Origin of the sequence: Sarcina ventriculi, from assembly GCF_900456775.1 — a bacterium.
Classification (GTDB): domain Bacteria; phylum Bacillota; class Clostridia; order Clostridiales; family Clostridiaceae; genus Sarcina; species Sarcina ventriculi.
Genome location: NZ_UAUL01000009.1, coordinates 94,137 through 119,006, shown reverse-complemented (window position 1 = coordinate 119,006; position 24,870 = coordinate 94,137). Strand labels below are relative to the sequence as shown.

Below are 24,870 nucleotides of genomic sequence, written 5' to 3'. Positions count from 1 at the left end.
TTTTTTGTTAATTTTTAACCTTTTAAAATCAACACTTAAACTAAAAAAATTTACTAATCCTATTAAATATTAATAAAAAATATATACACCTAAATTTGCAGATATTTTTTAGTTTTTTCGTTTAATTTATACAAATATTTTCCTCCTTGACATGTAACGCTTTGAAGAACATATGCTGATACTTTTGAATGTTTTTTTCTATATTTATTTAACTTATCTATTATTTTTTCTCCTGACATTATACCAAGTCCATGCCCAAAATATGTTCCATCCCCTAAATCTATTGTGTTTTCTCCTTGCCATTCTGGAGTTTTGGGATTTACATCTGGATTTTTAAAATATATGCAATCTCCAGGCATAAAGTCAGATACACTATCATAATAATCAACACCTAATTTCTCATCGATGTTTGACCAATTCATAAGTTCAATTTCCGTATATATTGAATTAAAAACATCTCTACTCATAAGTTTGGTCAATGCTCTATAATACACTATTATCATTGCTGTTGCGCATTCTGTACCATATTTTGATCCTTTATTAAAAATATCCATTATAGCATCATAAGAACTTACATTTTCTTTTAAAGAAAATCCCCCATCTTTATTTTTTATCCAATATTTACTATTGCATTTAGATTTATAAAATGTTTTAAATTCCACATCGCTATCATATAATTCTCTTGAACTTTCAACTATAGCATTCTTTAAATCTAAATCAAATTTCAATTCTTCAAAAGATGAATATACATACTCCATATTACTTTTAAACATAATATTTAAAACTTTATTTTGAATACTAATGGTTTCATAATTGAATTTTTTATTATTATTTATAAGTTTTCCGTTTACAATAATCATATAAGTATACCTCTTTTAGCTATTGCTATTTGGTCATTCATAGAATAATTTATCCATTTTAACCATTTGTCTAAATTTAATTTTTTTAATTTAAAAGAATAACTAGAAAGAATTATTTTTTCATCTTCATCTAATTTTTTAAATTCCTTCAATCTCTTTTTGTCATCATTTTCTAAATCAGAAATTATTTTTCCAGTTTTTTTATTAACTATTTCTCCTAAGTACTTTCCATCTAAATTTAATTTACAATAAACGGGCTTACTTCTTGCATGTTTGCTATCATCAGTAAAAAATATATAGTCTTTATTATTATCTATCCATTTTTTCGCATAAAATGATTTATTATTATTTGCATACTCATTTATATTGGGAATAAAACTTAATAAGGCACACGCTAATTCTTTAGATTTTTTATCATTTGATGATAACCTATCACATATGAACTTTAAACTATCCACATCATAACTTTGGAAAAATGCCCAAATGAGTTCGTGAGCATATAAATCATTTTTATTTCTTTGAAAAATTAACTCTGCTACCACTGGAAGCATTTCATAATCTCTATAAACCTTAATTAAAAAAATAGCTACTATATCTATAACCTCACAATATTCATTCCCCATATCTTTAGCATATAATGCACTATTTAACATCCATCTCATAACACTGTTTGTTTCCTCTATATAGTTTAAAATGGAAAATTCATCTGCACCTGCTCTCATATCTTGTTTTAATACATCATCCATTATCTCTATAGCTATTTTATTTTTATCGTCTAAATTATTTTGTATATTATTATCATCTAAATTATTTCTCAATGAAAACATCTTATTAAAATCTAATCCCATTGATTTTTTATTTATTTTTTTCATAATATTTCCCTTTAAATTAATAATAACTATAATAATTATATGATTTAATATTGATTAATATTTTTATATTTATTGCCCAATTAATACTATAAAACCAAATTTTAATTCTATATTCCCTTGAAGAAACATATCTTTCATATTAAAATATATTTATGCTTTTTAATAGTAATAAAAAATTCAATAGGAATTGTTAAAATATAAGGAGGACCCTACATTGTATAAATTTATGGAAGTTAATTCATCAGAAGTTGATAAATTTAATCTTACTTCTGATAAAGGTCATATATTACAAACATCTTACTGGGGTAAACTAAAAAAAGATTGGAAATCTAAATTTATTGGTGGCTATGACCAAAATGAGAATATGGTTTTATCTGCTTTAATTCTTATTAGAAAAGCACCATATTTAAATAAATATATGGGATACATACCAAGAGGATTTGCATGTGATTATAAAAACAAAGAATTATTAATAGAATTTACCGAATATCTAAAACAATTTGCAAAAAAGAATAATATTAGTTTTGTAACTGTTGATCCAGATATTCATCTTAAAGAAAATGAAAAGCCAACTGAAGATGGTGAATCTATAAAAACTTTCTTAAAAAGTTTAGGCTTTAGAAATTCTGATTCAAAAAACTTTGAAGCTATTCAACCAAACTTTGTATTTAGATTGCCTCTACCAACTGGAGAAGATAAACAAGCTATAAAAGACGAAGTATTTAAAGTTTTCTCTAATCCAACAAGACGTAACATAAAACTTGCAGAAGAAATTGGTCTTACTGTGGAAACATATGATAAATCTAATCTAGATGAAGATGTGTTAACTAGATTCCATGAAATAATGGTCACTACAGGTAAAAGAGATAATTTTATAGTTAGACATAGAGGTTACTTTAAAGACATGCTTGAAGACTTAGCCCCTTATTGTAGATTATATATGGTTAAATATAGTTATGAGAAGGATTTTAAAAGATTATCTGATAAGTTAAAGAAACAAGAAAAGGATAAAGAAAGAATACTAGCTAAAATTCCTGAACTTGAGAAAAAATTTGAATCTGAAGAAGATGCTGATAAGAAATCTAGAGTAGAAAAGAAACTTAATGATCAAAAAAATAGATTAAAAGAAGCTGATAGACAAATAGAAAGTTTTAATAAAAAAATTAAAGATATAGAACCTTACAAAGGACAAGAAATCTATTTATCTGGCTCAATTTATATGTACTATGGTAACATTGCATGGTACCTTTATGGAGCATCAGAAAATATCTTAAGAGATACAATGCCAAACTTTGCTATGCAATGGGCTATGATAAAAGATAGTATTGATCTTGGTTGTAATGTCTATGACTTTAGAGGAGTTTCTGGAGATTTAAATCCTGATAATCCACTTTACGGTCTTTATAAATTCAAAAAAGGATTTAATGGAAATTTTGTTGAATTTCTTGGTGAATTTAACTTAGTTACAGATCCACTTGTATTCAATTTATATAAAAAGGCTTTCCCAAAATTCAAACAAATTAGAAATACACTTATGAATAAAAGACAATAAATAAAAAACATAGGGATTAATAAATCTCTATGTTTTTTATTTAGATTCTCTCTTGTACTTATAATTTTAAGATATTATAAGTAGTAAAAATCCATATTAAATAAATCCGTCTACTTTTTCAGCTCTCTCAAAAGATTTCTTAATTATCTCTTTAGGATATCCTATAAAATCTAAAAGTTTAATAGCATTTTTAGTTTTTGATACACCATCTTTAAGTTTATAATCAAAATTTAATCCATTTTTCTTACTAACGCTCTCACTAAAGTAGTGGAATTCATAATTATCCTTTAATATATCAACAAGTTCCCTATCATGTGTTGTTACAATTGATATTGCATTTCTTTCATTAATATATGTAAGTATTTCAGCTGATGCTGCTATTCTTTCAACAGGATTAGTTCCTCTAAATATCTCATCTATTGCACAAAATACTGGTATTTCATCATTTAAAGCATTTATAATTCTTAAAAGTGCTTCTGCTTCTGCCATATAGTAACTCTTTCCTTCTGATAAATTATCATTAGGATTTATTGAAGTTACTATTCTAAAGAATGGGGCTTCATATTTTTTTGCTACTGCAAAATAAAATGTTTGGGCAAAAATCATATTTATTCCTATCATCCTTAAAAATGTAGACTTACCTGACATATTTGTACCTGTTAATACAATACCCTTTTTCTTCATTTTTACGCTATTTGGAACACCATCTATTAAAAGTGGATGTCTTCCATCTACTATGTATAATTTAGAATTTTTCTTAAATGTTGGTTTTGTATATCTATTTTCTATGCTCTTTTTATAACTTGCTATAGATATTAAAGCCTCTATTTCTCCTAAATCTTCATATAAATTTAAAAAAGTTTCTTTTCTATTTTTAAGAAGGTCTGATATTTTATAATATGCACTTTCTTCTAATAAGAACAATACTGATATGAACTCTAAAAGTCCACCCCACATATTAGCAAGTTGAATAGATTTAGTCGCTAAATCTATTGATTTAATTTCTTTACGAGATTTTCTAACTTTTTCTAAATAAAAATCTATTTTTTCATCTCTTACACTAGACACATCATTAGCTGCATTTATTATATCTCTTAAATACAAAAGACCATGAGATTTAACTATATCTTTCTCCTTATTGTTTATAAGCATATTTATACAAGCTAAAACTAAAAGTCCCATTATGTACTGTGGTCCTAAAAATATAGCCATAAGTATTAATATAATTGGCATAATTTTACCTAAAAAACTGTATACAAAATATTTAGCCTTATTAACCACAAGCTCATCTTGTATCATGTCTAAAAAAGTATTTTTTCTATCTCTACCTAATTTATAAAACATAATACTTAATTTGTTTCTAAGTCTTGCATTTTCATCAAAGTAACTTATAACCCTATCTCTTTCCTTAAGAACTTTTTCATCCTTAGTAGGATTTCTAAGCATTTTATATAAAACTGCTTCCCCTACACTACTATAAGTTCTGTCAACTTTTTTATAGACATTATCCATATCTAAGTCATTCCAAGTTTGTTCATCTAAAGTCTCTTCTTGTTTTTCTACCATATCAAAATATTTTCTAACATTTTTAATGTTACTTTTCTTAGTAGAATCTTTTCCATAATCAGCCTTTACAGCTGCACCGGCAAACTCCATGTTTTAGCCTCACTTTCATTATAGTTTATTTTTACTGCCCTATCTTTTATCATATCATATTAAACTAGACTCTAAAATACAAATTTACAAAAGAAAAATATATTTAATTAAATTAATATAACTTTTTTTTAATATTTTTATTCGCCATATAAAAAATATTTGACGTTAAAAAGTCATATTTAGAAAACTCTAAATATGACTAATTATTATTCTATATTAGTTTAAGCTTATTAGAAATTCTTTTAAATTAATGCTTTTATTATTTCCTAATATATCTTTGCTAGCTTTTAGTAATTTTTTATCTTCAGTTACAATAACTGAATTCTCATTAATACTACAAAGATATAAAAGCATAAAATCTGTTTTAGATAATTTATTTCCATTTACATAATAAATACCACTTAATAATTTTTTAGCTTTTATTTTGTAACAAAAATCATTAATTTTTTCTTTATTTAATTCCTCTTCAATATATGGTAAGAGTTTTAAAAATCTATCTGATAAAACAGATGTCCCTTGATAAACTATAAATTCTTTTTCTGATATTTCTTTAGCTACTTCTTTTGGTATTAAAAAATTAATATTATTATTTTTTATTAATTCATCTAAAATATTAATTTTACTATTCCATATATTTATTATTATATTTGAATCTAAGATATAAATAACATCCTTCATACCTATCACCATCTGATTAAAATAAGAATAAAATCTTTATCTTTCTATATTATAATCTAGACACAGACTATTTATGACAAAATTCAATATATTTTATATAAAAATATTTATATTATGTTACATATCTAACGATAAAAGTTTTACACCTAAAATAAGAATTGCACAAAAGATTACTACAATAATCTTTAAAACTATTAAAAAAGGCACAAAAGTTATTGTATTAAACAATACTAAACTTATGCTTATTATAAGTCCTAAAGTTCCTATAAGGGTTAATTGCCATCCCTTAATTATCTTTCCTATTTTCTTTAAAATAGGTGTTTTAAATAAATTGATTCTTATTTGATATTTTTTAATCGGAGCATTATATCCTAAGTTTTCCAAGCTATTATCAAGCTCCATTACATCAACTTTAAATTTTTTTAAAAGTTTATTTATTTCATTTATCACTCTTAAATCAACATTAGTATTGATATTTTCTAAATTTAAAGCACAAAACATATTTTTACTTAAAATATATTCTAAATTAGCCGCACCAGCTGGAGTAAAAATTAAAATATCTATTCCTAATGTGTGTAGATATCCAAGCATTAGTATATCCAAATTATTAATTGAATTAGAATTTTCTAAGAATAATGTTATTTTAGGTGAAACATTAGAGATTTCAAAATTATTTATTTTAAATACTATTTCATCATTTAAGCTTGTTATATATTCTAAAAGCTTTAACTTTTCCGTATCATCTATTTGAGTTACAAAATAATATCCATTTAAATATTTATTTAACTTATTTAACAAATATCTTTGCATATCTAAAGAATATTTTGATAATCCTTTATCCCTAGATTCTATAATACTTTCAACATCAAATTTATTTAAAACTTTATCAAAATACTTAGAATATTTATATTCATTTATATTAAAAACAGAACTTACTGTTTCCTTAATTTTATTTATATTAACATTTATTTTTTCATTAAGAATTTCTTCTATTTTAGTATTTTTAAACAATCCACTTGTCGTAGATTTTTGATTTAAAAGTTCACTAACATTTTTTATAAAAATATTATTTCTAGCATTTTTGCATATATTTATAAGTTTTAAATATTCTCCTATATCTTTATAAACACCTCTAATACAAGTAAAAAATACAGGAATTTTGACCTTTTCATTTTTATATTCAAAATAAGGTCTAACAACAATACTCTCATCTAAAGAAGCGCTTATATCTTCTTCAGTACAATCTAAAGTTACTATTTCATAATTAAAATTTTTAATATCTCCTTTAATGTAACCATCTTCTACAGGAAAAATAATATTTTGTACTTCTTCTTTTAATATTTTTGTTTTAGTCTTCTTTTTATCCATTAATTATTATTCCTCCTTCGAACTATCCCGAGCACAAAGCCACAAAGATTCTTTAAGTGTAGTTTGGCTATCTTAAATCCTTTTTTGTATAGCTCCCCTTAAAATTTTATTTAAAAAGCTATCTATCCATATATTATAACTCAATATTTATATATATAGTCAACTATGCATTATAATATATTAGAAAAAATCATTAAAAAACCTCTAAGTATAATTTCCTTAGAGGTTTAATATAGTTGTTTATTTATTTTTATTTATTAATTCTTGTATTTTTGTTTTACATCCACCACAACCTGTTCCAGCTTTTGTTTTTTCTCCAACTGCTTCAACAGTTTTTGCCCCTTCTTTTATTGAATTTATTATTTCATCTTCCGTTACTTTATGACACCTACAAATAACATTACTCATACATAACTCCTTTCTATATGACAAAATAAAAAATTATATTTAAAGTTAACTTTAAATATAATTTTATTTTAACTAGTTGCCTACATTAATATTCACATATTTAAATTTATTTTTTTCTTATATCTAGCATAAAGTACTAAACCTATTATTACAAAAAGTATCGGTCCTGCCACTTGAAGAACAGTTGAAAAATAATCATTTTCTTCTATAATTGGTTGAATTATAGTAAATATATTTGCAAACCCAATAATAAATGTCACAATTATTCCCCATATTGCTCCACTCTTATATGACTTAAATATCTTTATTGGTTTATTTATATATTCTTTCTTTTTAAAATATATAAATGCAATAGATAAAAACATGTATGGTATTGTCATTGATACATTTCCCATAAGTATTAAATAATCTAAAAACTTACTTGCACTTTTATCACCAAAAGCTGATAATGCTATTATAATAACAACTACTGCGCATTGAATCCACATAGCATTAGTTGGCATATTATTCTTATTAATCTTTGTCCAACTTTTAGGCCAAATTTTATTTGGTGTTCCCTCTATAAGTTGTTTTATAGGTGAATAAATCACGGTAAAAAATGCTCCAGTTAATGCAAGAAGCATTGAAAGCCCTATAAATCTTGCAAAAAAGTTTCCTAAGATTACTGCATTTCCTTGACTAAATCCCAACACGTTGCCTATCTGAATTCCTAAATTATTAAGCACTATGTAAGCCACATTTGCCATATTTACATTACCTACTGTTAATATACTGTTCCAATTTGTAAAAAAACCTACAAATAATATCGCAATACAATAACCAACACTTATTATTATTGCTGATAATTTTATTGCCTTTGGAAAATTCTTAATTGGATTTTCTGCTTCATCAACTAGGCCAGACACTACCTCAAGCCCACCATAAGAAAATAGAGCAAATACCATAAAACTTGCCATTCCAATAATAGATGTATAATTTTTATTAGGTGAAGATACAAAAGCATGAAAATTAATTGGTTCAGCCGGAGTAAATCCATTACCAACTAAAACAATAATGCCTCCAACTAATAATAAGATATTAGCTATTGTTACAAATATTCCTCCAATAGATGCAATTTTTGATATGTTTTTAAGCCCTTTAGTTGATATATATGTTATCGTTATTATAAGTATAATTCCTAAAATCCCTAAAAGTTTTGAACCACTTAATCCTAATAATTCCCATTCTTGTGTCTTATCACTTCCAAATAAAAAGTTAGAAGCTGGAACCCATATAGATGATGCTACACTTACCATCCATATTATATTAGATGTATACCACATAAAAGTTCCAAGAAAAGCAAACTTACTACCTACTGATTTTTCCATCCAAGAATAAATACCACCCTTTTCATCTTTAAAAGCAGCACCAAACTCAGTCATCATAAAAGCATATGGTATAAAAAATAATATTCCAGATATTATATACCAAGGTATAGCTCCATATCCCATAAGATAAAATGACCTTGGTATATTTGTAAACCCAAAAACTGATGTAAAAATCATTAATACTAATGTATACATGCCTATTTTTTTAGTTTTATTCATGTAAACTCCCCCTAAAATAACTTATAAATATGTATAAAAAACTCTATGAATCTCATGCATATATTATCATTTAAAATGCATAAAATCAATTTGAATTTTTTGTAATATCTGTTGCGTTATTGTATTAATTTTTACAATCAAATTATTTTTTTTAAGTTAATAATTTTATTTTTATCCCGTTTTTTCTTTATATAAAGCCATTTATAAACATATTAAAATTTTTATTATTTATTTTTATCAAAATATTTAACCTTTATTTATTAACATTTAATTCATATTGTTAAATAAAAATTTACAATATATTTTCGTATTTTTATTCATAATTTATAAATGATTAATATTAACATTTACTTATATTTTTTAAAAGCATCATCTACTATATTTCCTACTTCTCTGTATTTTTTATTATCTGTATCTAAAATCATTGGTTGCATTTTTTCTAAACATACTTTTTTATCGGAAGTTACGCTATCATCAACATGAACTTGTAAAATTTCTCCTATGAAAAGTTCATGACTTCCACAATCTATTATTTTTTCAACTTTACATTCAGCATTTAATTTACATTCCTCTATCATAGGAGTTCCATCCAATGTACCATAAAATATGTGGAAAAAATCTGCTTTATTTAAATTTTCCATTCCCACCACTCCACAATAATCTACATTTTTTACTTGCTCTTTTGATGGAACACACATACTAAATGCTTTATTTTCTTTTATTTCAGCACTTATAGTATGTTTTTTACAAAGAGAAATTAAAACTTTATATGGATTTTCACTTACCATAGTAATCCATGATACAGTTAAGAAATCTGATTTACCTTTATTTGTTTTAGAGCCAATTAAAACAACTGGCATAGGATAATTTATTATAGTGCTTCCTAAATTAACCCTTCCCATTAAATATACCTCCAAATTGTTACTTTGTTTATTAGAACTTATTTCAATAATTTTAATTTTTAAATTAAAATTCTATTTTATTATTTCACTATTTTGTTTTATTATTTATAACATCATAAAAATATAAAAAAATAAGCTATATCAAAATAATGTTTTGATATAGCCTATTTTTTTTACAATAGTTATTAAAATTCTAAATGGTCTATTACATCTAAGTTTATCTCTTTTGCAAATTCTATACCTTTGCTTAAATTTTTCATATTATCTGGTTTATGCGCATCTATTCCTACAATTACTTTTACATTATATTCCTTAGCAAGTTCCCAAAAATCTTTTATAGGATATTGATATCTAAGACCATTATTATATTTAATCTTTGCTCTATTCATTCCATTTACATTTATTTCAAGAGGCATGTTTAATCTGTTAGCAGCCTCAAAAATTCTTCTTGATTCTTTTATTGCGTATTCGTCCCAATTCCTATAAGACATTCCAAAAAGATCTGGATGGGCTATATATTTAAACAATCCACTTTCCATTGATTTTATAACATGATCAACATAAACCTTTAATATTTCAGGAGTTAAATCTATATGCCCAACATAAACCCATTCTCCTTGATAAGGAAAAAAATGAACTCCAAGTATCATGTAATCTATATTATAATTTTGTTTAAGCTCTTCATAAAACCATTTAAAATCTTCAAAATACTCTCCCTCAATACCCTTTTTTATAGATATTTTATCGCCATATTTCTTTATAGCTTCATCAATTTCAGCAAAATATTCTGGAATCTCTTCATAAGTCATTCTAGACTCATTATCTATATTCTTTCCTGGATGTGGTAAATGGTCAGATATTCCTATTTCATCAAATCCCTCTTCTATAGCAATTTTTATATAATCCTCAACATTTCCTATAGCGTGATTACATCTAAAATTATGTGTATGATAATTAGTTTTCATTATTTTTGCCCCTTTTCTCTAAATTATATATAAAATTAATTTAATATCTTTTCAAGTCCTATAAGTGCTGCTCCTAATGCCCCACATATTTGAGGCTCTTGTGCTATAAAAATAGAAGTTCCAAGTTTTTCTTCTATACACTTTACAACACCTTTATTTTTTGCAACTCCGCCTGTCATCATATATTTTTCTACTCTACCAACCCTGTCAACAAGACCTACTGTTTTTGTAGCTATCGATTTATTAACTCCATGAATTATATCTTTTCTATCTTTATTATCAGCAATTAATGATACTACCTCAGATTCAGCAAATACAGAACATACGCTAGTTATGGTTAAATCTTCCTTATATGATAACCCTTCTTCTGACATAGTTTTTAAGTCTATTTCTAAAGTTCTAGCTATCATTTCTAAAAATCTTCCAGTTCCAGCTGCGCATTTATCATTCATAACAAAACTTTTTACATTTCCTTTTTCATCTATAGATATGGCTTTACTGTCTTGTCCTCCAATATCAATTATAGTTCTTATTTCATTATTAATAAAGTGAGCACCTTTTCCATGACAAGTTATTTCTGTAACATTTTCATCAACAAAAGGAATATTATATCTTCCATAACCTGTACCAATAATTAAAGATATGTCTTCTTTTTTCAATTTTGCTTCATCTAAAGCCATTTCATAAGCCTTATTTGCCGAATCCATACTTCTAGCACCAGTTTTTACTATTACTTTACTTAAAACATTTTTATCTTTATCTAAAATCACTATATTAGTAGATGTAGAACCACTATCAACACCCATAACATATACTCTATCTTTATCTATTCCCTCTCTCACTTTAACTTTACCTCCTGATAATTGCTCATTAAAAGCTTCTATACGAGTCTTTATTTGACCATTACTTTGATTTGTTAAATCTGTTTCAACTTTTAACATTGGTATATTGCTTTTTTGAAGATTCATATACTCAAATGAATAATGATCACAAAATTTTACTGTATGATAAATTATTCCTTTAAGATTTGGATCCTCAACTAATGCCCTTCTCTTCTTTATATCATCCATCCTCATACATGGAGTGTAAGACAACATTTCTTCGCTATACCATAGAGCTAAATCATCAATATTATCAAATTTTTTTGCATAACTTAAATAATGTCTTTTAAAACACGTATCATTTACTAAAGGATAATCTAGAATATCTTTAGCCTTATTTAAAAAATCTTCTGAAACTTTAGCACCTAATACCTTTATGTATTCTTTCTCTATTTTAGGCTCTGATGATACATACTTATAAATAGATTTATTAAATCTGTCTAAATCAAATCTTTTTCCACTAAAATCTTCATAAGCTTTTATAAATTTTAATATTTCTTTTTTTAATATATCCTTAGAACAGCAATTATTTTTTTTAGGCAAATCCATTATATAAATAAATTTTATAGTATCCACTTTTTCTAAAGTATCTTTAAGCCTCCTTATAGCATCACAACAATTAACTAAAAAGACTTTATCTATTTTTCTTTCTATTATTTTATCCAAAAGCCCTTTACTATAAGAACACATACTAGGATGCATAAGTTTCTCAGATTCAGTAAATTGTTCTATTGAATCATCTATAATTATACCATTTTCATTAAAACCTTCAAAAATGGCAAAAGGGCTATATTTACACATGCAAGCTATCATATTTTTCTCCTTAATTATCTTTTATCATTTCAAAAAATGCCTCTAATCTCGTTTTATTTTGACCATCTTGACCGTTTCTTCTATCCACACCATCACCATCAATGCTTATTGATGGTATATTATTCTTATCTAATAAATCTTTTAAAATCATGCTTCCTCCATTTGATTGTCTACATCCAAAATGGCAAAAATTTATTACTCCATCAGCATTAAACTTTTCTGAATACTTTAATATATTTTCAGCACGCCTACTGTATGGACCATTAAATTTATTTAAAATAAGCTTCTTTGCAATAGAGCCATAAATATCATCTAAATCTATTTTTTGAAGTGAATCTACATTCATATCTGATATTAAAAGTTGATTAATTTCATTTTTATCTAAAAGTGCTTTTATAGATTTACTATAAAAAGGCAATAAATGTACCCATAAAAATCTTTTTCCCGTTATTCCTTCTGGACACTTTGATATATCTTCATCTAAAAGTTTAAAAAATTTTAATGTATCTGCCCTTCCCATACCAGGATGTGTTGCAAAAATTTTATACATCTCTGATGTTAAAGTATTAGTAAAGTATCTATTTTCTAATTTTTTCAAATATGAATTATAATAATCTATTGATTTATTTTCATTTATAATAATTTCTTTTAATTTGTTTTCATTTAATTTTTTATGTAAATTATCCTCAATAAACTCAACCATTTCTTTTAGTTGCTCTTTTACATATTCTTTAGCATCTTCAGAATATTCATAAGGTATATCTATAACAAACCTTTCTATACCATAAAAATCTGAAAGACATCTAAATGTATTGACATTTCCATCGCAAGCCATAGTTGTTGTTATTGCAAATTTTGGCTTTTCTATAACTCCACTTAATGTTGCACCTATAAATGTCTTATGATATGAACATAAACTATCAGCTACACCTAGTGTTTCTGCCTTGTCTATAAGTGTATCTTCAAATTTTGTTCCTGACATATATGATGATAGTGCTTCTATAAGTTGAAAATTCATTCCAAAAGCATGTAAAAATTCTGTTGGCGTAAACACATTTACAAAAGCAGTATTTTGCGGGTTTTTAATTGGCTCTAGAGTAAACTTCATACAAAGTTTTGCTAAATATCTAAGAGATTTAGGAAGAGACCTATCTCCCGCTACTGCCAAAAATCCATATTCTAAGCTATATCCAAGCTTTATTAATTTTCTTACCTTTTCTGGATTATCCATATTTTTCTTTAAATAATCACTATAAGTTTTTAATAAATCCATTTTTTCTCCTTTATATGTAAAATAAATACGCTATTTATAAAAACATATTAATTATACTATCTATTTTAAAATTTAAAAATATTTTAAGAATCCTCCCACCTATTTTTAATATTTCTTAACATTTATTTTTTCTTAATTCCATAAACTCCTGTTTTCTTTTCTTTAAAAAGTGGTATATGAGGTGGATTAAATGTGCATATAACTAAGACACAAAATATCATAGCAACTATTAAAATTACAAAATGCACATCTATACCTTCAAAATTTTTATATATGTGAAAAGATAACATTTGCCCAACAAATAAAGCCACAAGAAGAATACTTATATCAATTATAACTGATTCTCTTCCAAATGCACCTACATAAAAATAATATAAAAAAAATATTCCAATCATTGATACTACTAAAGATACCACCCCTGCTGTAAACCATCTATTTTTATCTATACCTAATTCTTGTCCTTTAATTATATAATATACACTCCACCACAATATCATTGGTAAAAATATCAATTTTAAATGTTCCCATACACTTTCATTAACAGGTGCTATAAGTCCCACTAAAACATTTTTTCTACTTAATGAATAAAAATAATGCATAAATGCACCTGCCACAAATAAAACAGGTATCCCTATATAAATCCATTGTTTTTCTAATAAGAACTCCATACTTTAAAATCCTTTTATTAACTTTATTTCCTTTATTATTATATGAGTTTATTAAAAATATATTTTATCATATGACTAAAATTATGACTAAAGTCACAATACAGAAAAATTTTAATATTTTATAATTACTTATAAAATCAAAAGATTTACTATATAAATCATTTGTTTATATAGTAAAAAGTAACGAATGGAGAATAATTTTATGGATATTAATCACAAAAATAATATTAAAAAAAGTATTATCATAAGCATATTAATAAATGCTATCTTACCTTTAATTACATATAAAATACTAATAAATCATATACCTAGTAGCATAACTGCTCTTATAATTTCAACTACTATTCCTATAATAGATAATATATATCATATAATAAAAGAAAAGAAAATAGATATTTTTGCTAGTCTTATTATCTTAGGCTTTATCGTTGGAATAATTTCAATGTTATTTAGTGGAAGCCAAAAATTACTTCTAATTAGACAATCTTATATAACAGCTGTTGTAGGAATCTTATTTCTAATATCTATGTTTTTTCCAAAACCTATGATTTATTATTTAGCAAAAAAATTTATAAATTCTCAAGATAAATATGCAAAAAACAACAAATCAACCATTGATGAAAAGTGTAAAAATCCTCATTTTAGATTTAGTATGAAATTTCTAACTTTTATATGGGGAATATGCCCTGTTTTAGAAGCTGTTTGCAATATTAGTTTAGTGTTTGTTTTATCTGTTTCTAAATATATGCTAATATCACCTCTTGTATCCTATGGTTTTATAGGTAGTGCTGCATTTATAACTTTCTTTTATAGGAAAAAAATTAAATCAAAATTTTCTAGATAATCACTATAATTCAAATTTAAATTATATAGAGTTTAAAGTAAAAAAATTAAATATTAATTTTTTTACTTTATCATTACATACAAAACAAAAATTAAACTCTTTATAAAAACAACTTTTATTACTTTGTTTATTAAAAAGTAATAAAAGTGTAATTTAAAGTCAATAATCCGTAAGAAGTTTTAAAGAACAAGTTCTAAAATATAATTGTACATATACATAAAACGTTTTAATACAAAATTTATTTAACAGCGGAGGTCTTAATATGACAGAAAAGAAAAGAAATCAAATTTCAATAAAATCTAAAAATAAATTACCCAATTTGCCAATTAGCACAATTTGGATGATAAGTTTTGGCTTTTTCGGAGTTCAAATGGCATTTCAATTACAAAGTTCAAATATGGGACGTATATTCCAAACCCTTGGAGCTAATCCAAATGATTTAGGCTTTTTCTTTATTTTACCACCACTAGCTGGATTAATCGTACAACCTTTAATAGGCTATTTTTCAGATAAAACATGGATTCCTAAAATTGGTCGTCGTATTCCATATTTAGTAGTAGGTTCTGTGGTTGCTGTAATCGTTATGTGTTTACTACCAAACGCAGGAAGTTTTGGTTTTGGCTTTGGCTCTATGGCAGCATTGCTTTTTGGTTCAATTACTATTTTATTTATGGACTTATCATCAAACGTAGCTATGCAACCTTTTAAAATGATGGTTGGAGATATGGTTAATGAAAAACAAAAAGGCTTTGCTTATTCAATTCAAAGTTTTCTTTCAAACAGTGGTGCTGTACTAGCTAGTATTTTTCCATTTATATTGACTATAATCGGTGTTTCCAATACAGCACCTGAAGGAGTAATCCCTCAATCTGTTATAATCTCATTCTATATAGGGGCTATCATTTTGATAATTTGTAGTTTGTTTACAGTATTTAAAGTTAAAGAATATCCCCCAAAGGAATACGCTTTGTATCACGGCATCAATGAAAACGAACCCAAAGAAAAAATTAATGTTTTCAAATTACTTCTTAATGCACCAAAAGTCTTCTGGACAGTTGCTATAGTTCAATTTTTTTGTTGGATGGGCTTTCAATACTTATGGACTTATGGTACTGGAGCCATTGCATTAAATGTATGGCATACAACAGAAGCATATAGTCAAGCTTATCAATCAGCTGGAAATTGGTTTGGTATTTTATCAGCAGTTCAATCTATTAGTGCTGTTTTATGGTCTCTTATCTTATCTCGTACATCTAATAGTAAAAGAAAATTTTTCTATACTCTTAGTCTTATTTTAGGTGGAGTAGGTTTTGGTTCAATATTTTTTATTCATAATGAATTTGCACTAATAATTTCATTTATATTAATAGGAATGGCTTGGGCAGGAATGATGACGTTTCCATTTACTATTTTAACTAATGCTTTATCAGGTAAAAATATAGGTATGTATCTTGGACTTTTCAACGGTAGTATTTGCTTACCACAAATTGTAGCTTCTTGTTTAAGCTTCGCACTATTTCCTTTAGTAGGTTCTTCAATGCCATCAATGCTTTTAATTTCTGGTATCTTACTAATAATTGGAGCATTATCTGTTTCAATTATTAAAGAAAATAAAACTAATAACAAATAAATTTTTATATTCAACAAAAAAGAAGCTATATTTTATAGCTTCTTTTTAGTATATTAAATTATAGTATTTCTATAATAATCCCTTGATATGGCTTTAGCATTAATTCGTTATTAACAAACTTCAAATCTTTATAATTATTAATCAATATCTTATACGTTTTGTTGAAATTAATTATTTGTTCTTTATTTTGATAATTTATTATTACCATTAAACATTTATTAGCTCCCTTCCTATAAAAAGCAATAACATTATCATACACTTCTAAATCTGGTATAAATTCTCCATAAACAACAACTTCTTTATACTCATTTGATTTTCTTAAATTTATAAGTTTTTTGTAAAAACTCAATACGGAATCTTTATCATCTATTTGCAATTTCGCATTAATTTCCTTATAATTTTCATTTACTTGAAGCCACGGAGTGCCCTTTGTAAAACCAGCATTAATGCTATTATCCCATTGAAATGGTGTTCTAGCATTATCTCTGCTAAATTTATTTACAAGCCTTAAAGCTTCTTCTTTACTAAATCCTTCTCTTATAGCTCTATCATAATTTTCTATTGTAGATATATCATTAAACTTATCTATACAATCAACCTTATTATTTGTCATACCTATTTCTTGACCTTGATAAATAAAAGGTATCCCTCTACGCATAACCTCTATAATAGCCAGAGCCTTTTTACTAATATCATTACATTCTCCATCCATTATATAACGACTTGCCCCTCTTGGCTCATCATGATTTTCAATAATATTTGCCTTAAAACCAATTCCTAATGCTTCTATTTGGCTTTTAAAAATAACATCTCTTAATTGATTCGTAGTGAAATCTTTATTTAAATACCAACGATTTGATTGTTCTTGTCCTAAAACTTCCATATCAAAATCAAATATAGATGAAAAATATCCATCTTTTCCTATAAATTTATAAAGTTCACCTTCTTTAGCATTAAAAACTTCTCCAACCGTAAAAGCATCATATTTATCAAAAGTTTCTTCTTTTAATTCCTTCAGCATATCACCAATGCCTATAACTTTTTCTAACATCTTACTCATGTCACAAAGTCCATCATCTCCATCAGCTTCAAAATCTTGAAAACTCAAATCCTTCTTTATATTTATGATAGCATCTATTCTAAAACCAGCTAACCCTTTATCCAACCACCAATTAATCATTTTATATATTTCTTCTTTTACCTTTGGATTTTCCCAATTTAAATCAGGTTGCTCTTTTGCAAATGCATGAAAATAATACTTATTTGTATTAGGTATTTTTTCCCATACGCTTCCACCAAAATAAGAACGCCAGTTGCAAGGTGGTTTATTTCCTTTTCCTTCACGTATATAAAAATATTCTCCATACTCTCCATCTGGATCTTCTAAAGCTTTTCTAAACCATTCATGCTTATCTGAACAATGGTTTACTACCAAATCCATAATCACATACATATTTCTTTTTTTAGTTTCTTTTAATAACGTTTCCATATCATCCATAGTACCAAAACTTGGGTCAATATTATAATAATCAGAAATATCATACCCCTGATCAACCATAGGAGAACAGTAAATAGGAGACAACCAAATTATATCAATTCCTAATTCTTTTAAATAATCCAATTTATTTATAATTCCTTTTAAATCTCCAATTCCATCTCCATTAGTATCATAAAAGCTCTTTGGATATATTTGATATGCTACTTTATCGTGCCACCACTTTTTCATAATTAAAACCTCCTAAAATTAACATTATGTATACTTATATAATAAAACATTCCACAAAAAATTTCTTACATATTATTGATTTTAAATTACATTTTTATGACATCTTCTTTATTATCTTTTCTATACTTCATAGGACTTAATCCAGTTTGCTTTTTAAATGTATTTATAAAATTCCCCATATTATTAAATCCACTTTCTAAGCATATCTGCATAATTTTCATGTCTGTTTTTTTTAACAATTCCTCACTTTTCTTAATCCTATATTCATTTATATATTGCATTGGAGATTTTCCAATAATATTTTTAAAAAATCTACAAAAATACTGTTCATTCATATTAATCTCTTTAGCTAACTCTTTCACACAAATTTTCCTTTTATAATTATTTTCAATATATAAAATAACTTTTTTTATGTACTCTATCTTATAATTATCAACATTTCCACACTCATTAACTAATAAATTATTGTTATATAAAACTGCTAAAATATTAAGTATAGCTATTTTTATCTCGATTTGAGATACCACATTTTTTTTACAATTTTCATCTATATTATTTATATTTTTTTTATATATATTTATAATTTTTTCATACTCTTTATATACATCATTCCAAAAAACATCCTTTTTGTAAATAAATCTCGGCATTTTTAATTTTCCTGTTGAAAGAGGATTGATTAACTCACTCTCAGTTAAATCAAATATATTAAAACTAAGCATTTTCAAATCAAATACTACCGCACTTTCAATACATGGATAATCTCCTTTAACTAAGTGCAATTCCTCACTATTTATAAAACAAAGACACTCATCTTCTATAATATACTTGTCCATATTTACTTCAAACCTAAATTTTCCCTTTTTAAAATGAATAATTTCCAATTCATTATGCCAATGATATTTTGCAAATAAACCATTTTGTTCATTTTCCACTATATAAGCTGCGCAAGGAAAGTATATACTACCATGTTTTATTAGCTCTTTTAAATTAGATTTATCCATAACAAACATTCTCCTTAAGTATTACTTTAAATCTATTTATTTCACTTTTATATTTACTAAAAAAAATAAATAAGTTATACATATTAATTATAACTTATTTATTACTAAAATCTTAATTAAAAATATTTTTTAATTATCTACTTAACAAAATAATATTATTCTTTGGCAGTTTTACATATTTAAAATTCTCTTCAAAAAATTCCGTTTCTAAAAGCTTTTTATCAGCTTCAAAACGAAGTTGATTTTTCTTTTCGCTATGCTCTTTTCCTAAAGAAAAATACATAGTTTGTCCAAATCTTGTTTCACTACTGCTTTCAATTGTATAAGCATATGTGTTTTCTTCCAAAGTCTTAGAATATTCAATATGATGTGCTCTTATACCTATATATTCTACCTCATCTTTAGTAGGTAAAATTTTAACTTCTACTCCCCAATCCATAGCAAAAACTTTATCATTAGCTATTTTTCTAGCTCTTGATATATTTTTACATCCTGTTATTTTTGCAGTAGCAATATTTTTAGGTTCATTAAAAACTTTCTCTTTTCTATCTTGCCTTTTAATTTGTCCATCATCTACCACAACAATTTCTTTAGAAAGTCTATATGCCTCATCTATATCATGAGAAACTAAAAGACTAGTTGTGCTTTCTTCACTTAATATTTCTAAAAGATTTTCCTGCATATGTTCCCTCAAATGATAATCAAGAGCTGAAAATGGTTCATCAAACATTAAAATTTCAGGTTTTGTAGCAAGCATTCTAGCTATTGCTACCCTTTGTTGCTGCCCTCCTGATAATTCCTTTGGATATCTATTTTCTAATCCGTTTAAGCACAATCTTTTTATCATATCACTACTCATTTTTTGTTTTTCATACTTAGAAGCTCTTATCATCCCAGAAAATATATTTTCCCTAACGGTCATATGAGGAAATAATGCATAATTTTGAAATAGATACCCTATATTTCTCTCTCTAGGCTGTAAATTAATTTTCTTTTTACTATCAAACAACACTCTATCATTTAAAACTATTATTCCTTCATCAGGTTTTATAATTCCTGCAATAGCTTTTAACATCATACTCTTTCCTGAACCTGATTTTCCCAAAATCCCAACTCTATTATTGTCAGTTTCCAAAGTAATATCTAAAGTAAAGTTTTTTAGATGTTTTTTTATATCTATATATAACATTTGTCCTCCACGTATCTTAAAATAAGTATTGTTTACACATTTATTTCATAACTTTTATAAGATAATCTATTTATAAAAAATATACTAAGGAATGATATAGCAACTATAAATAAAACCCATATCATTGCACCTTTCATATCTCCACCTTGAGATAAAAAATAAATTGAAATTGGCATAGTTACTGTTTTTCCTGGAATTGCCCCTGCAAGCATAAGTGTCGCTCCAAATTCACCAAGTGCTCTTGCAAAACCTAAAACAATTCCTCCAAGTATTCCTGGTCAAGCTATAGGAAATGCTATTTTCCAAAAAACTCTTCTTTCACTCATCCCTAAAGTTCTAGCCACATTTAAAACATTATTATCTATTTGCTCTAATGCCCCTCTAGTTGTTCTATAAATAATGGGAAAACATACAACAGTAGCTGCTACAACAGTAGCACTCCATGAAAATATAATCTGTATTCCAATATTATAAAGAAAACTCCCTATAATTCCTCTTTTTCCTAAAATGATAAGCAAGAAAAACCCTACTACTGTAGGAGGTAAAACCATAGGTAGAATAAATATTGCATCTATAATTCCTTTTAACTTTTTATTACAAAGCATTACTAATCGTGCTCCATAAATTCCTAGTATAAATGCTATTATTGTTGAAATTGTAGTTGTTTTAAGCGAAATCCACAAAGGCGATAAATCATTCAATAAAAGCACCCTTTCTTTATTTTTAATTATTAATTAATCTTAACTTTTACTTTGTTGTAAATCCATAACTTTTAAAAATGTCTTTACTTTCATCTGAATTTAAAAAATTTATAAATTCTTTTGCTTCTTCAGGATTTTTACTATCTTTTATAACAGCAACTGGATAAACTATAGGATCATGACTATTTTCTGGAGCCTCACAAACTATATTTACATTGCTCGAACCCTTAGCATCTGTTTCATAAACTACACCTGCATCTACATTTCCAGTTTCAACCCAAGTTAAAACCTCTTTTACATCTTTAGCATAAACAACTTTTCCAGAATTTTTCACACTATCTAATATTCCAATACTGTTTAAAACCTGTTCAGTATATTGTCCAACAGGAACTGTACTTGGCTCGCCAAATCCAATTTGTGATACTTTATTACTATTTAAATCTTCAAAAGACGTTAAATCTGCTTTATCCTTAGGTGTTATTAATACAACTTTATTAGTTAATAAATCCATTTTAGTTGAATCTAAAAGAAGTCCTTTACTCTCTAAAGCATCCATCTGCTTAGCCCCTGCTGAAATAAATACATCTGTTGGAGAACCCTGCTCTATTTGTTGCTGAAGAGAACCTGAGCCCCCATAAGTAAATACTAAATCTATATTTTTATGCTTTTCCTCAAAAACACTTTCTATATCAGTAGTAGCTTCTTTTAAACTAGCAGCAGCTGCAACAACCACCTCTTTTTTCTCAGTATTATCTAAGCTTTCCTCCTTTACTGAAGCTGTTGAACATCCCGTCAATACAGTTGCTGTAAGAACTAAACCAAACAAAAACATAGTTGTTATTTTTTTTGCTTTCAAATCCATCTCCTCCTAAAATTTTAATTATTATTTGAATTTATCATTACCAGTCTAATATAACCATTTTTACTTTAATTGTAAATAGTTTTTGAACTTTATTCATTAAAGTTTTAAAATTATTATAAATAATTAATAATTTATACAATTTGTGGATTTTTATAAAACAAAAAGGCCTAGAAAATAATTTTTCTAGACCTTTTTTACAAAATTAATCTACCATCATCATTACTGAAGTAGCTTTTATAACAGCATAAGCTTCTGAACCTATCTTTAAACCTAATTCTTTAATTGAACCCATTGATATAGTTGAAGTAATAATTTCTCCACCCTTAGTTTCCAAGCTTACAATACCATTTACAGCCCCTTCTTTAATATCAACTACTTTTCCTTTTAATTGATTTCTAGCACTAAGCTTCATTAATCTTACCTCCAAAATGCCTGCATTTAATAATTTAATTAATTATACTTAGATTATTGCTCTATTTGCTAAAATATATACATATGATTTAAAATATTGTTTTTTATAATTTTTAACCTTAATATTTTATAATGATTTTGCCCATTTTACAGCTTTATCAATATTATTTGCTGTATCTTTTTTCAAAGGATCTACAAAATCCATAGTGCTTATAACTTTACAATTTGGGCTAAACTTTTTAAATTTCTCAAAACATTTATCAGCTCCACCACCAGCATGACAAGCAAATAAAGCTACTTTCCTTCCATCTAAATTATTTTCCTTTAAAAAGGTTCTAATTGCAGGTGAAAAAGTTCCAGCCCAAACAGGAGTCCCTATAACTAATAAATCGTAATCTAAATTATTATCATAGGCTTCAAGTTCTGGCTTTTCTTTCATTAAAACACTAGTTCCTCCCCATAAATATTTTTTAAATCCACTATTGGCATAATGTTTTTTAGGTTTTAACTCAACAATATCTCCATTAAGACTTTTAGCCACTTCCTCCGCTATAAGTTTTGAATTTCCTTCTAAGGAATAAAAAATCACTTTTACTCTCACAATATTTTCCTCCATTCATTTTATATTATTACCATATAAAATTATTATATAATTAATTTTACCTTAAATAGAAATATATAATATATATTTTTTTAATTACAATAAAATAATTAATTGTATTTGTATTTTATTAATGTTATATTAATTGATATATAATAACTAAGTACTTATCTTTTTGTATTATATAATTCAAAAAGTAAGTATTATATTTTAGGAGGAAAAATGGCTGACTTACAAAAGAAATATAATTGTCCACTAGAATTAACTATGGATTTAATCGGTGGAAAATGGAAATTAATAATACTTTGGTATCTTCTTGATGGTTCTAAAAGGTTTAGTCAACTAAATCGCTTAATGCCTAACATCACGCAAAAAATGTTAACTACTCAACTTAGAGAACTAGAAGAAAAAGGATTAATAAACAGACATGTATATCCTCAAGTACCACCAAAGGTTGAATATTCGCTTACAGAACAAGGATATAGCCTTAAGCACATATTAAATGATATTTGTTCATGGTCTACTTCATATGCTAAAGATAATGAAATACAAATATCTAATATTGATTAATATTTTAAAATTATTAATTTAAATGAAAATATAATTTATTCCATTTAAAGAACCTTCTCAAAAGAGAAGGTCTTATAGTGGGAATTTATATTAATTTTTAAAACCTTGTTTATTTATAGACTGTTTTACATTTGGATAATAAACAGAGTTATATATTTTGGAGGTAAATGTACTCCAATTTACTTCTTTTTCGTATCTTCCAATTTCCTTTAAATATTTCTCCATTTCTTCATCATATATATCTATAGCTTTTTTAACTTTCTCTGCGTCATACAACTCATTATGTTTAAAACTATCAAAAGGCATTCTTGGTTTCTTATGTGAATTATCGACTGGATATCCTATTGCTAGACCAACTATTGGGAATGTATATTTAGGTAAATTTAATAGCTCTATAACTTCATTAGGATTTTTTCTAATTCCTCCTATTGCCACAGTTCCTAACCCTAAAGACTCTGCTGCAATAACGGCTGCACCTAGTTCTATACCACAATCTACAGCACCAACTAAAGTCCCCTCTATATCTTCATGTATAACTTGCTTAAAGCCAGTTTTTTCTCCTGCAAGATATGTTTTATAAAAATCCATAACAAAAACTAAAAATACTGGTGCCTTAGCCACATAATCTTGATTCCCAACAAGTTTAGCTAACTTTTCCTTTTTAGCCTTATCTCTTATAACAATAACTGATGTCTGCTGACCATTTATAGAATTTGGCATACTCTGAGAGCTTTTTATAATTTCATCAATAAATTCCTCCGAAACATCCTTATCTAAAAAATTTCTTATTGACCTATGATCTTTTATTTTACTTATTGTTTCATTCATAACCTTACTCCTTTAAATTAATATC

The 24,870-nt window shown here is 25.9% G+C and carries 23 protein-coding genes and 1 pseudogene; 4 read left to right on the top strand and 20 right to left on the bottom strand.

All coding sequences use genetic code 11. The annotated features are described in order from the left end of the window. Positions 1–89 precede the first annotated feature (89 nt). Together DR020_RS08845 and DR020_RS08840 are read right to left on the bottom strand one after the other, a co-directional pair. Positions 90–860: a hypothetical protein gene (locus DR020_RS08845; protein WP_055259408.1), complete on the bottom strand. Its 771-nt coding sequence runs from the start codon at positions 858–860 to the stop codon at positions 90–92. Then, positions 857–1,732: a hypothetical protein gene (locus DR020_RS08840; protein WP_112365749.1), complete on the bottom strand. Its 876-nt coding sequence runs from the start codon at positions 1,730–1,732 to the stop codon at positions 857–859. The genes DR020_RS08845 and DR020_RS08840 overlap by 4 nt, the downstream gene beginning before the upstream one ends. Positions 1,733–1,946: 214 nt before the next feature. Between DR020_RS08840 and DR020_RS08835 the strand changes: the two genes are divergently transcribed. Continuing rightward, positions 1,947–3,284, top strand: coding sequence for a lipid II:glycine glycyltransferase FemX (locus DR020_RS08835; RefSeq protein ID WP_112365748.1), 1,338 nt, complete (start codon positions 1,947–1,949; stop codon positions 3,282–3,284). A 96-nt stretch (positions 3,285–3,380) separates the two neighbouring features. On the opposite strand, the gene DR020_RS08830 is transcribed toward DR020_RS08835, so the two are convergent. The 10 genes from DR020_RS08830 to DR020_RS08785 all read right to left on the bottom strand — a co-directional run bounded on the left by DR020_RS08830 (position 3,381) and on the right by DR020_RS08785 (position 14,482). Beyond that, complete coding sequence (locus DR020_RS08830; RefSeq protein ID WP_112365747.1) at positions 3,381–4,940, bottom strand: MutS-related protein; 1,560 nt, start codon at positions 4,938–4,940, stop codon at positions 3,381–3,383. Between the two features lie 216 nt (positions 4,941–5,156). Further along, positions 5,157–5,618 (bottom strand): PIN domain-containing protein, encoded by a 462-nt coding sequence (locus DR020_RS08825; protein ID WP_055259416.1) that lies wholly within the window; start codon positions 5,616–5,618, stop codon positions 5,157–5,159. A 117-nt stretch (positions 5,619–5,735) separates the two neighbouring features. After that, a complete protein-coding gene (locus DR020_RS08820; RefSeq protein WP_112365746.1) occupies positions 5,736–6,986 on the bottom strand; it encodes a YceG family protein in 1,251 nt (416 codons plus the stop codon). A gap of 240 nt (positions 6,987–7,226) precedes the next feature. Further along, the gene (locus DR020_RS08815; protein ID WP_070101197.1) at positions 7,227–7,394 is read right to left on the bottom strand and encodes a (2Fe-2S)-binding protein; all 168 of its coding nucleotides are present in this window, start codon (positions 7,392–7,394) and stop codon (positions 7,227–7,229) included. A 92-nt stretch (positions 7,395–7,486) separates the two neighbouring features. Further along, positions 7,487–8,980, bottom strand: a complete 1,494-nt coding sequence (yjeM, locus tag DR020_RS08810) for a glutamate/gamma-aminobutyrate family transporter YjeM (protein WP_112365745.1) — start codon at positions 8,978–8,980, stop codon at positions 7,487–7,489. A 347-nt stretch (positions 8,981–9,327) separates the two neighbouring features. Further along, positions 9,328–9,882: a flavin reductase family protein gene (locus DR020_RS08805; protein WP_112365744.1), complete on the bottom strand. Its 555-nt coding sequence runs from the start codon at positions 9,880–9,882 to the stop codon at positions 9,328–9,330. Between the two features lie 185 nt (positions 9,883–10,067). Beyond that, on the bottom strand, positions 10,068–10,847 hold the full coding sequence (locus tag DR020_RS08800) for a histidinol-phosphatase (RefSeq protein WP_055259423.1): 780 nt from the start codon (positions 10,845–10,847) through the stop codon (positions 10,068–10,070). A gap of 35 nt (positions 10,848–10,882) precedes the next feature. Next, entirely contained in the window at positions 10,883–12,541 is a 1,659-nt protein-coding gene (locus DR020_RS08795) for an acyl-CoA dehydratase activase (RefSeq protein ID WP_112365743.1), read from the bottom strand. A gap of 10 nt (positions 12,542–12,551) precedes the next feature. Then, positions 12,552–13,814 (bottom strand): 2-hydroxyacyl-CoA dehydratase subunit D, encoded by a 1,263-nt coding sequence (locus tag DR020_RS08790; protein ID WP_112365742.1) that lies wholly within the window; start codon positions 13,812–13,814, stop codon positions 12,552–12,554. A gap of 122 nt (positions 13,815–13,936) precedes the next feature. Further along, complete coding sequence (locus DR020_RS08785) at positions 13,937–14,482, bottom strand: DUF6512 family protein (protein WP_112365741.1); 546 nt, start codon at positions 14,480–14,482, stop codon at positions 13,937–13,939. Between the two features lie 202 nt (positions 14,483–14,684). Between DR020_RS08785 and DR020_RS08780 the strand changes: the two genes are divergently transcribed. Further along, complete coding sequence (locus DR020_RS08780) at positions 14,685–15,326, top strand: VC0807 family protein (protein ID WP_112365740.1); 642 nt, start codon at positions 14,685–14,687, stop codon at positions 15,324–15,326. Between the two features lie 262 nt (positions 15,327–15,588). After that, complete coding sequence (locus DR020_RS08775) at positions 15,589–16,956, top strand: SLC45 family MFS transporter (protein ID WP_112365739.1); 1,368 nt, start codon at positions 15,589–15,591, stop codon at positions 16,954–16,956. Between the two features lie 58 nt (positions 16,957–17,014). Here the strand turns inward: DR020_RS08775 and DR020_RS08770 are convergent, their stop codons facing one another. The 7 genes and pseudogenes from DR020_RS08770 to DR020_RS08740 form a co-directional block, all read right to left on the bottom strand. Next, positions 17,015–18,682, bottom strand: coding sequence for an alpha-glucosidase (locus DR020_RS08770; protein WP_112365738.1), 1,668 nt, complete (start codon positions 18,680–18,682; stop codon positions 17,015–17,017). Positions 18,683–18,768: 86 nt separating this feature from the next. Then, entirely contained in the window at positions 18,769–19,683 is a 915-nt protein-coding gene (locus tag DR020_RS08765) for a helix-turn-helix domain-containing protein (RefSeq protein ID WP_112365737.1), read from the bottom strand. Positions 19,684–19,816: 133 nt separating this feature from the next. Next, on the bottom strand, positions 19,817–20,872 hold the full coding sequence (locus DR020_RS08760; protein ID WP_112365736.1) for a sulfate/molybdate ABC transporter ATP-binding protein: 1,056 nt from the start codon (positions 20,870–20,872) through the stop codon (positions 19,817–19,819). Between the two features lie 32 nt (positions 20,873–20,904). Beyond that, positions 20,905–21,582: pseudogene (modB, locus tag DR020_RS08755) on the bottom strand (molybdate ABC transporter permease subunit). A gap of 37 nt (positions 21,583–21,619) precedes the next feature. After that, a complete protein-coding gene (gene modA, locus DR020_RS08750) occupies positions 21,620–22,435 on the bottom strand; it encodes a molybdate ABC transporter substrate-binding protein (protein WP_112365735.1) in 816 nt (271 codons plus the stop codon). A 202-nt stretch (positions 22,436–22,637) separates the two neighbouring features. Beyond that, positions 22,638–22,847 carry a TOBE domain-containing protein gene (locus DR020_RS08745; RefSeq protein WP_055259441.1) on the bottom strand — a complete coding sequence of 70 codons (210 nt, stop codon included), beginning with the start codon at positions 22,845–22,847 and terminating at the stop codon, positions 22,638–22,640. Between the two features lie 126 nt (positions 22,848–22,973). Further along, positions 22,974–23,447, bottom strand: a complete 474-nt coding sequence (locus DR020_RS08740) for a flavodoxin family protein (protein ID WP_055259443.1) — start codon at positions 23,445–23,447, stop codon at positions 22,974–22,976. Positions 23,448–23,669: 222 nt separating this feature from the next. Between DR020_RS08740 and DR020_RS08735 the strand changes: the two genes are divergently transcribed. Next, on the top strand, positions 23,670–24,017 hold the full coding sequence (locus DR020_RS08735; protein WP_055259445.1) for a winged helix-turn-helix transcriptional regulator: 348 nt from the start codon (positions 23,670–23,672) through the stop codon (positions 24,015–24,017). 90 nt (positions 24,018–24,107) lie between these two features. Here the strand turns inward: DR020_RS08735 and DR020_RS08730 are convergent, their stop codons facing one another. Further along, a complete protein-coding gene (locus DR020_RS08730) occupies positions 24,108–24,845 on the bottom strand; it encodes an NADPH-dependent oxidoreductase (protein WP_112365734.1) in 738 nt (245 codons plus the stop codon). Positions 24,846–24,870: the final 25 nt, after the last annotated feature.

Bases quoted from the DNA above. Each gene is read 5' to 3' on its own strand.
- DR020_RS08790 (WP_112365742.1), bottom strand. From the start codon at position 13,814: ATGGATTTATTAAAAACTTATAGTGATTATTTAAAGAAAAATATGGAT.
- DR020_RS08780 (WP_112365740.1), top strand. From the start codon at position 14,685: ATGGATATTAATCACAAAAATAATATTAAAAAAAGTATTATCATAAGC.
- DR020_RS08760 (WP_112365736.1), bottom strand. From the start codon at position 20,872: ATGTTATATATAGATATAAAAAAACATCTAAAAAACTTTACTTTAGAT.
- DR020_RS08845 (WP_055259408.1), bottom strand. From the start codon at position 860: ATGATTATTGTAAACGGAAAACTTATAAATAATAATAAAAAATTCAAT.
- DR020_RS08735 (WP_055259445.1), top strand. From the start codon at position 23,670: ATGGCTGACTTACAAAAGAAATATAATTGTCCACTAGAATTAACTATG.
- DR020_RS08800 (WP_055259423.1), bottom strand. From the start codon at position 10,847: ATGAAAACTAATTATCATACACATAATTTTAGATGTAATCACGCTATA.
- DR020_RS08730 (WP_112365734.1), bottom strand. From the start codon at position 24,845: ATGAATGAAACAATAAGTAAAATAAAAGATCATAGGTCAATAAGAAAT.
- DR020_RS08795 (WP_112365743.1), bottom strand. From the start codon at position 12,541: ATGATAGCTTGCATGTGTAAATATAGCCCTTTTGCCATTTTTGAAGGT.
- DR020_RS08745 (WP_055259441.1), bottom strand. From the start codon at position 22,847: ATGAAGCTTAGTGCTAGAAATCAATTAAAAGGAAAAGTAGTTGATATT.
- DR020_RS08785 (WP_112365741.1), bottom strand. From the start codon at position 14,482: ATGGAGTTCTTATTAGAAAAACAATGGATTTATATAGGGATACCTGTT.
- DR020_RS08840 (WP_112365749.1), bottom strand. From the start codon at position 1,732: ATGAAAAAAATAAATAAAAAATCAATGGGATTAGATTTTAATAAGATG.
- DR020_RS08770 (WP_112365738.1), bottom strand. From the start codon at position 18,682: ATGAAAAAGTGGTGGCACGATAAAGTAGCATATCAAATATATCCAAAG.
- DR020_RS08815 (WP_070101197.1), bottom strand. From the start codon at position 7,394: ATGAGTAATGTTATTTGTAGGTGTCATAAAGTAACGGAAGATGAAATA.
- DR020_RS08830 (WP_112365747.1), bottom strand. From the start codon at position 4,940: ATGGAGTTTGCCGGTGCAGCTGTAAAGGCTGATTATGGAAAAGATTCT.
- DR020_RS08805 (WP_112365744.1), bottom strand. From the start codon at position 9,882: ATGGGAAGGGTTAATTTAGGAAGCACTATAATAAATTATCCTATGCCA.
- modA (WP_112365735.1), bottom strand. From the start codon at position 22,435: ATGGATTTGAAAGCAAAAAAAATAACAACTATGTTTTTGTTTGGTTTA.
- yjeM (WP_112365745.1), bottom strand. From the start codon at position 8,980: ATGAATAAAACTAAAAAAATAGGCATGTATACATTAGTATTAATGATT.
- DR020_RS08820 (WP_112365746.1), bottom strand. From the start codon at position 6,986: ATGGATAAAAAGAAGACTAAAACAAAAATATTAAAAGAAGAAGTACAA.
- DR020_RS08765 (WP_112365737.1), bottom strand. From the start codon at position 19,683: ATGGATAAATCTAATTTAAAAGAGCTAATAAAACATGGTAGTATATAC.
- DR020_RS08775 (WP_112365739.1), top strand. From the start codon at position 15,589: ATGACAGAAAAGAAAAGAAATCAAATTTCAATAAAATCTAAAAATAAA.
- DR020_RS08825 (WP_055259416.1), bottom strand. From the start codon at position 5,618: ATGAAGGATGTTATTTATATCTTAGATTCAAATATAATAATAAATATA.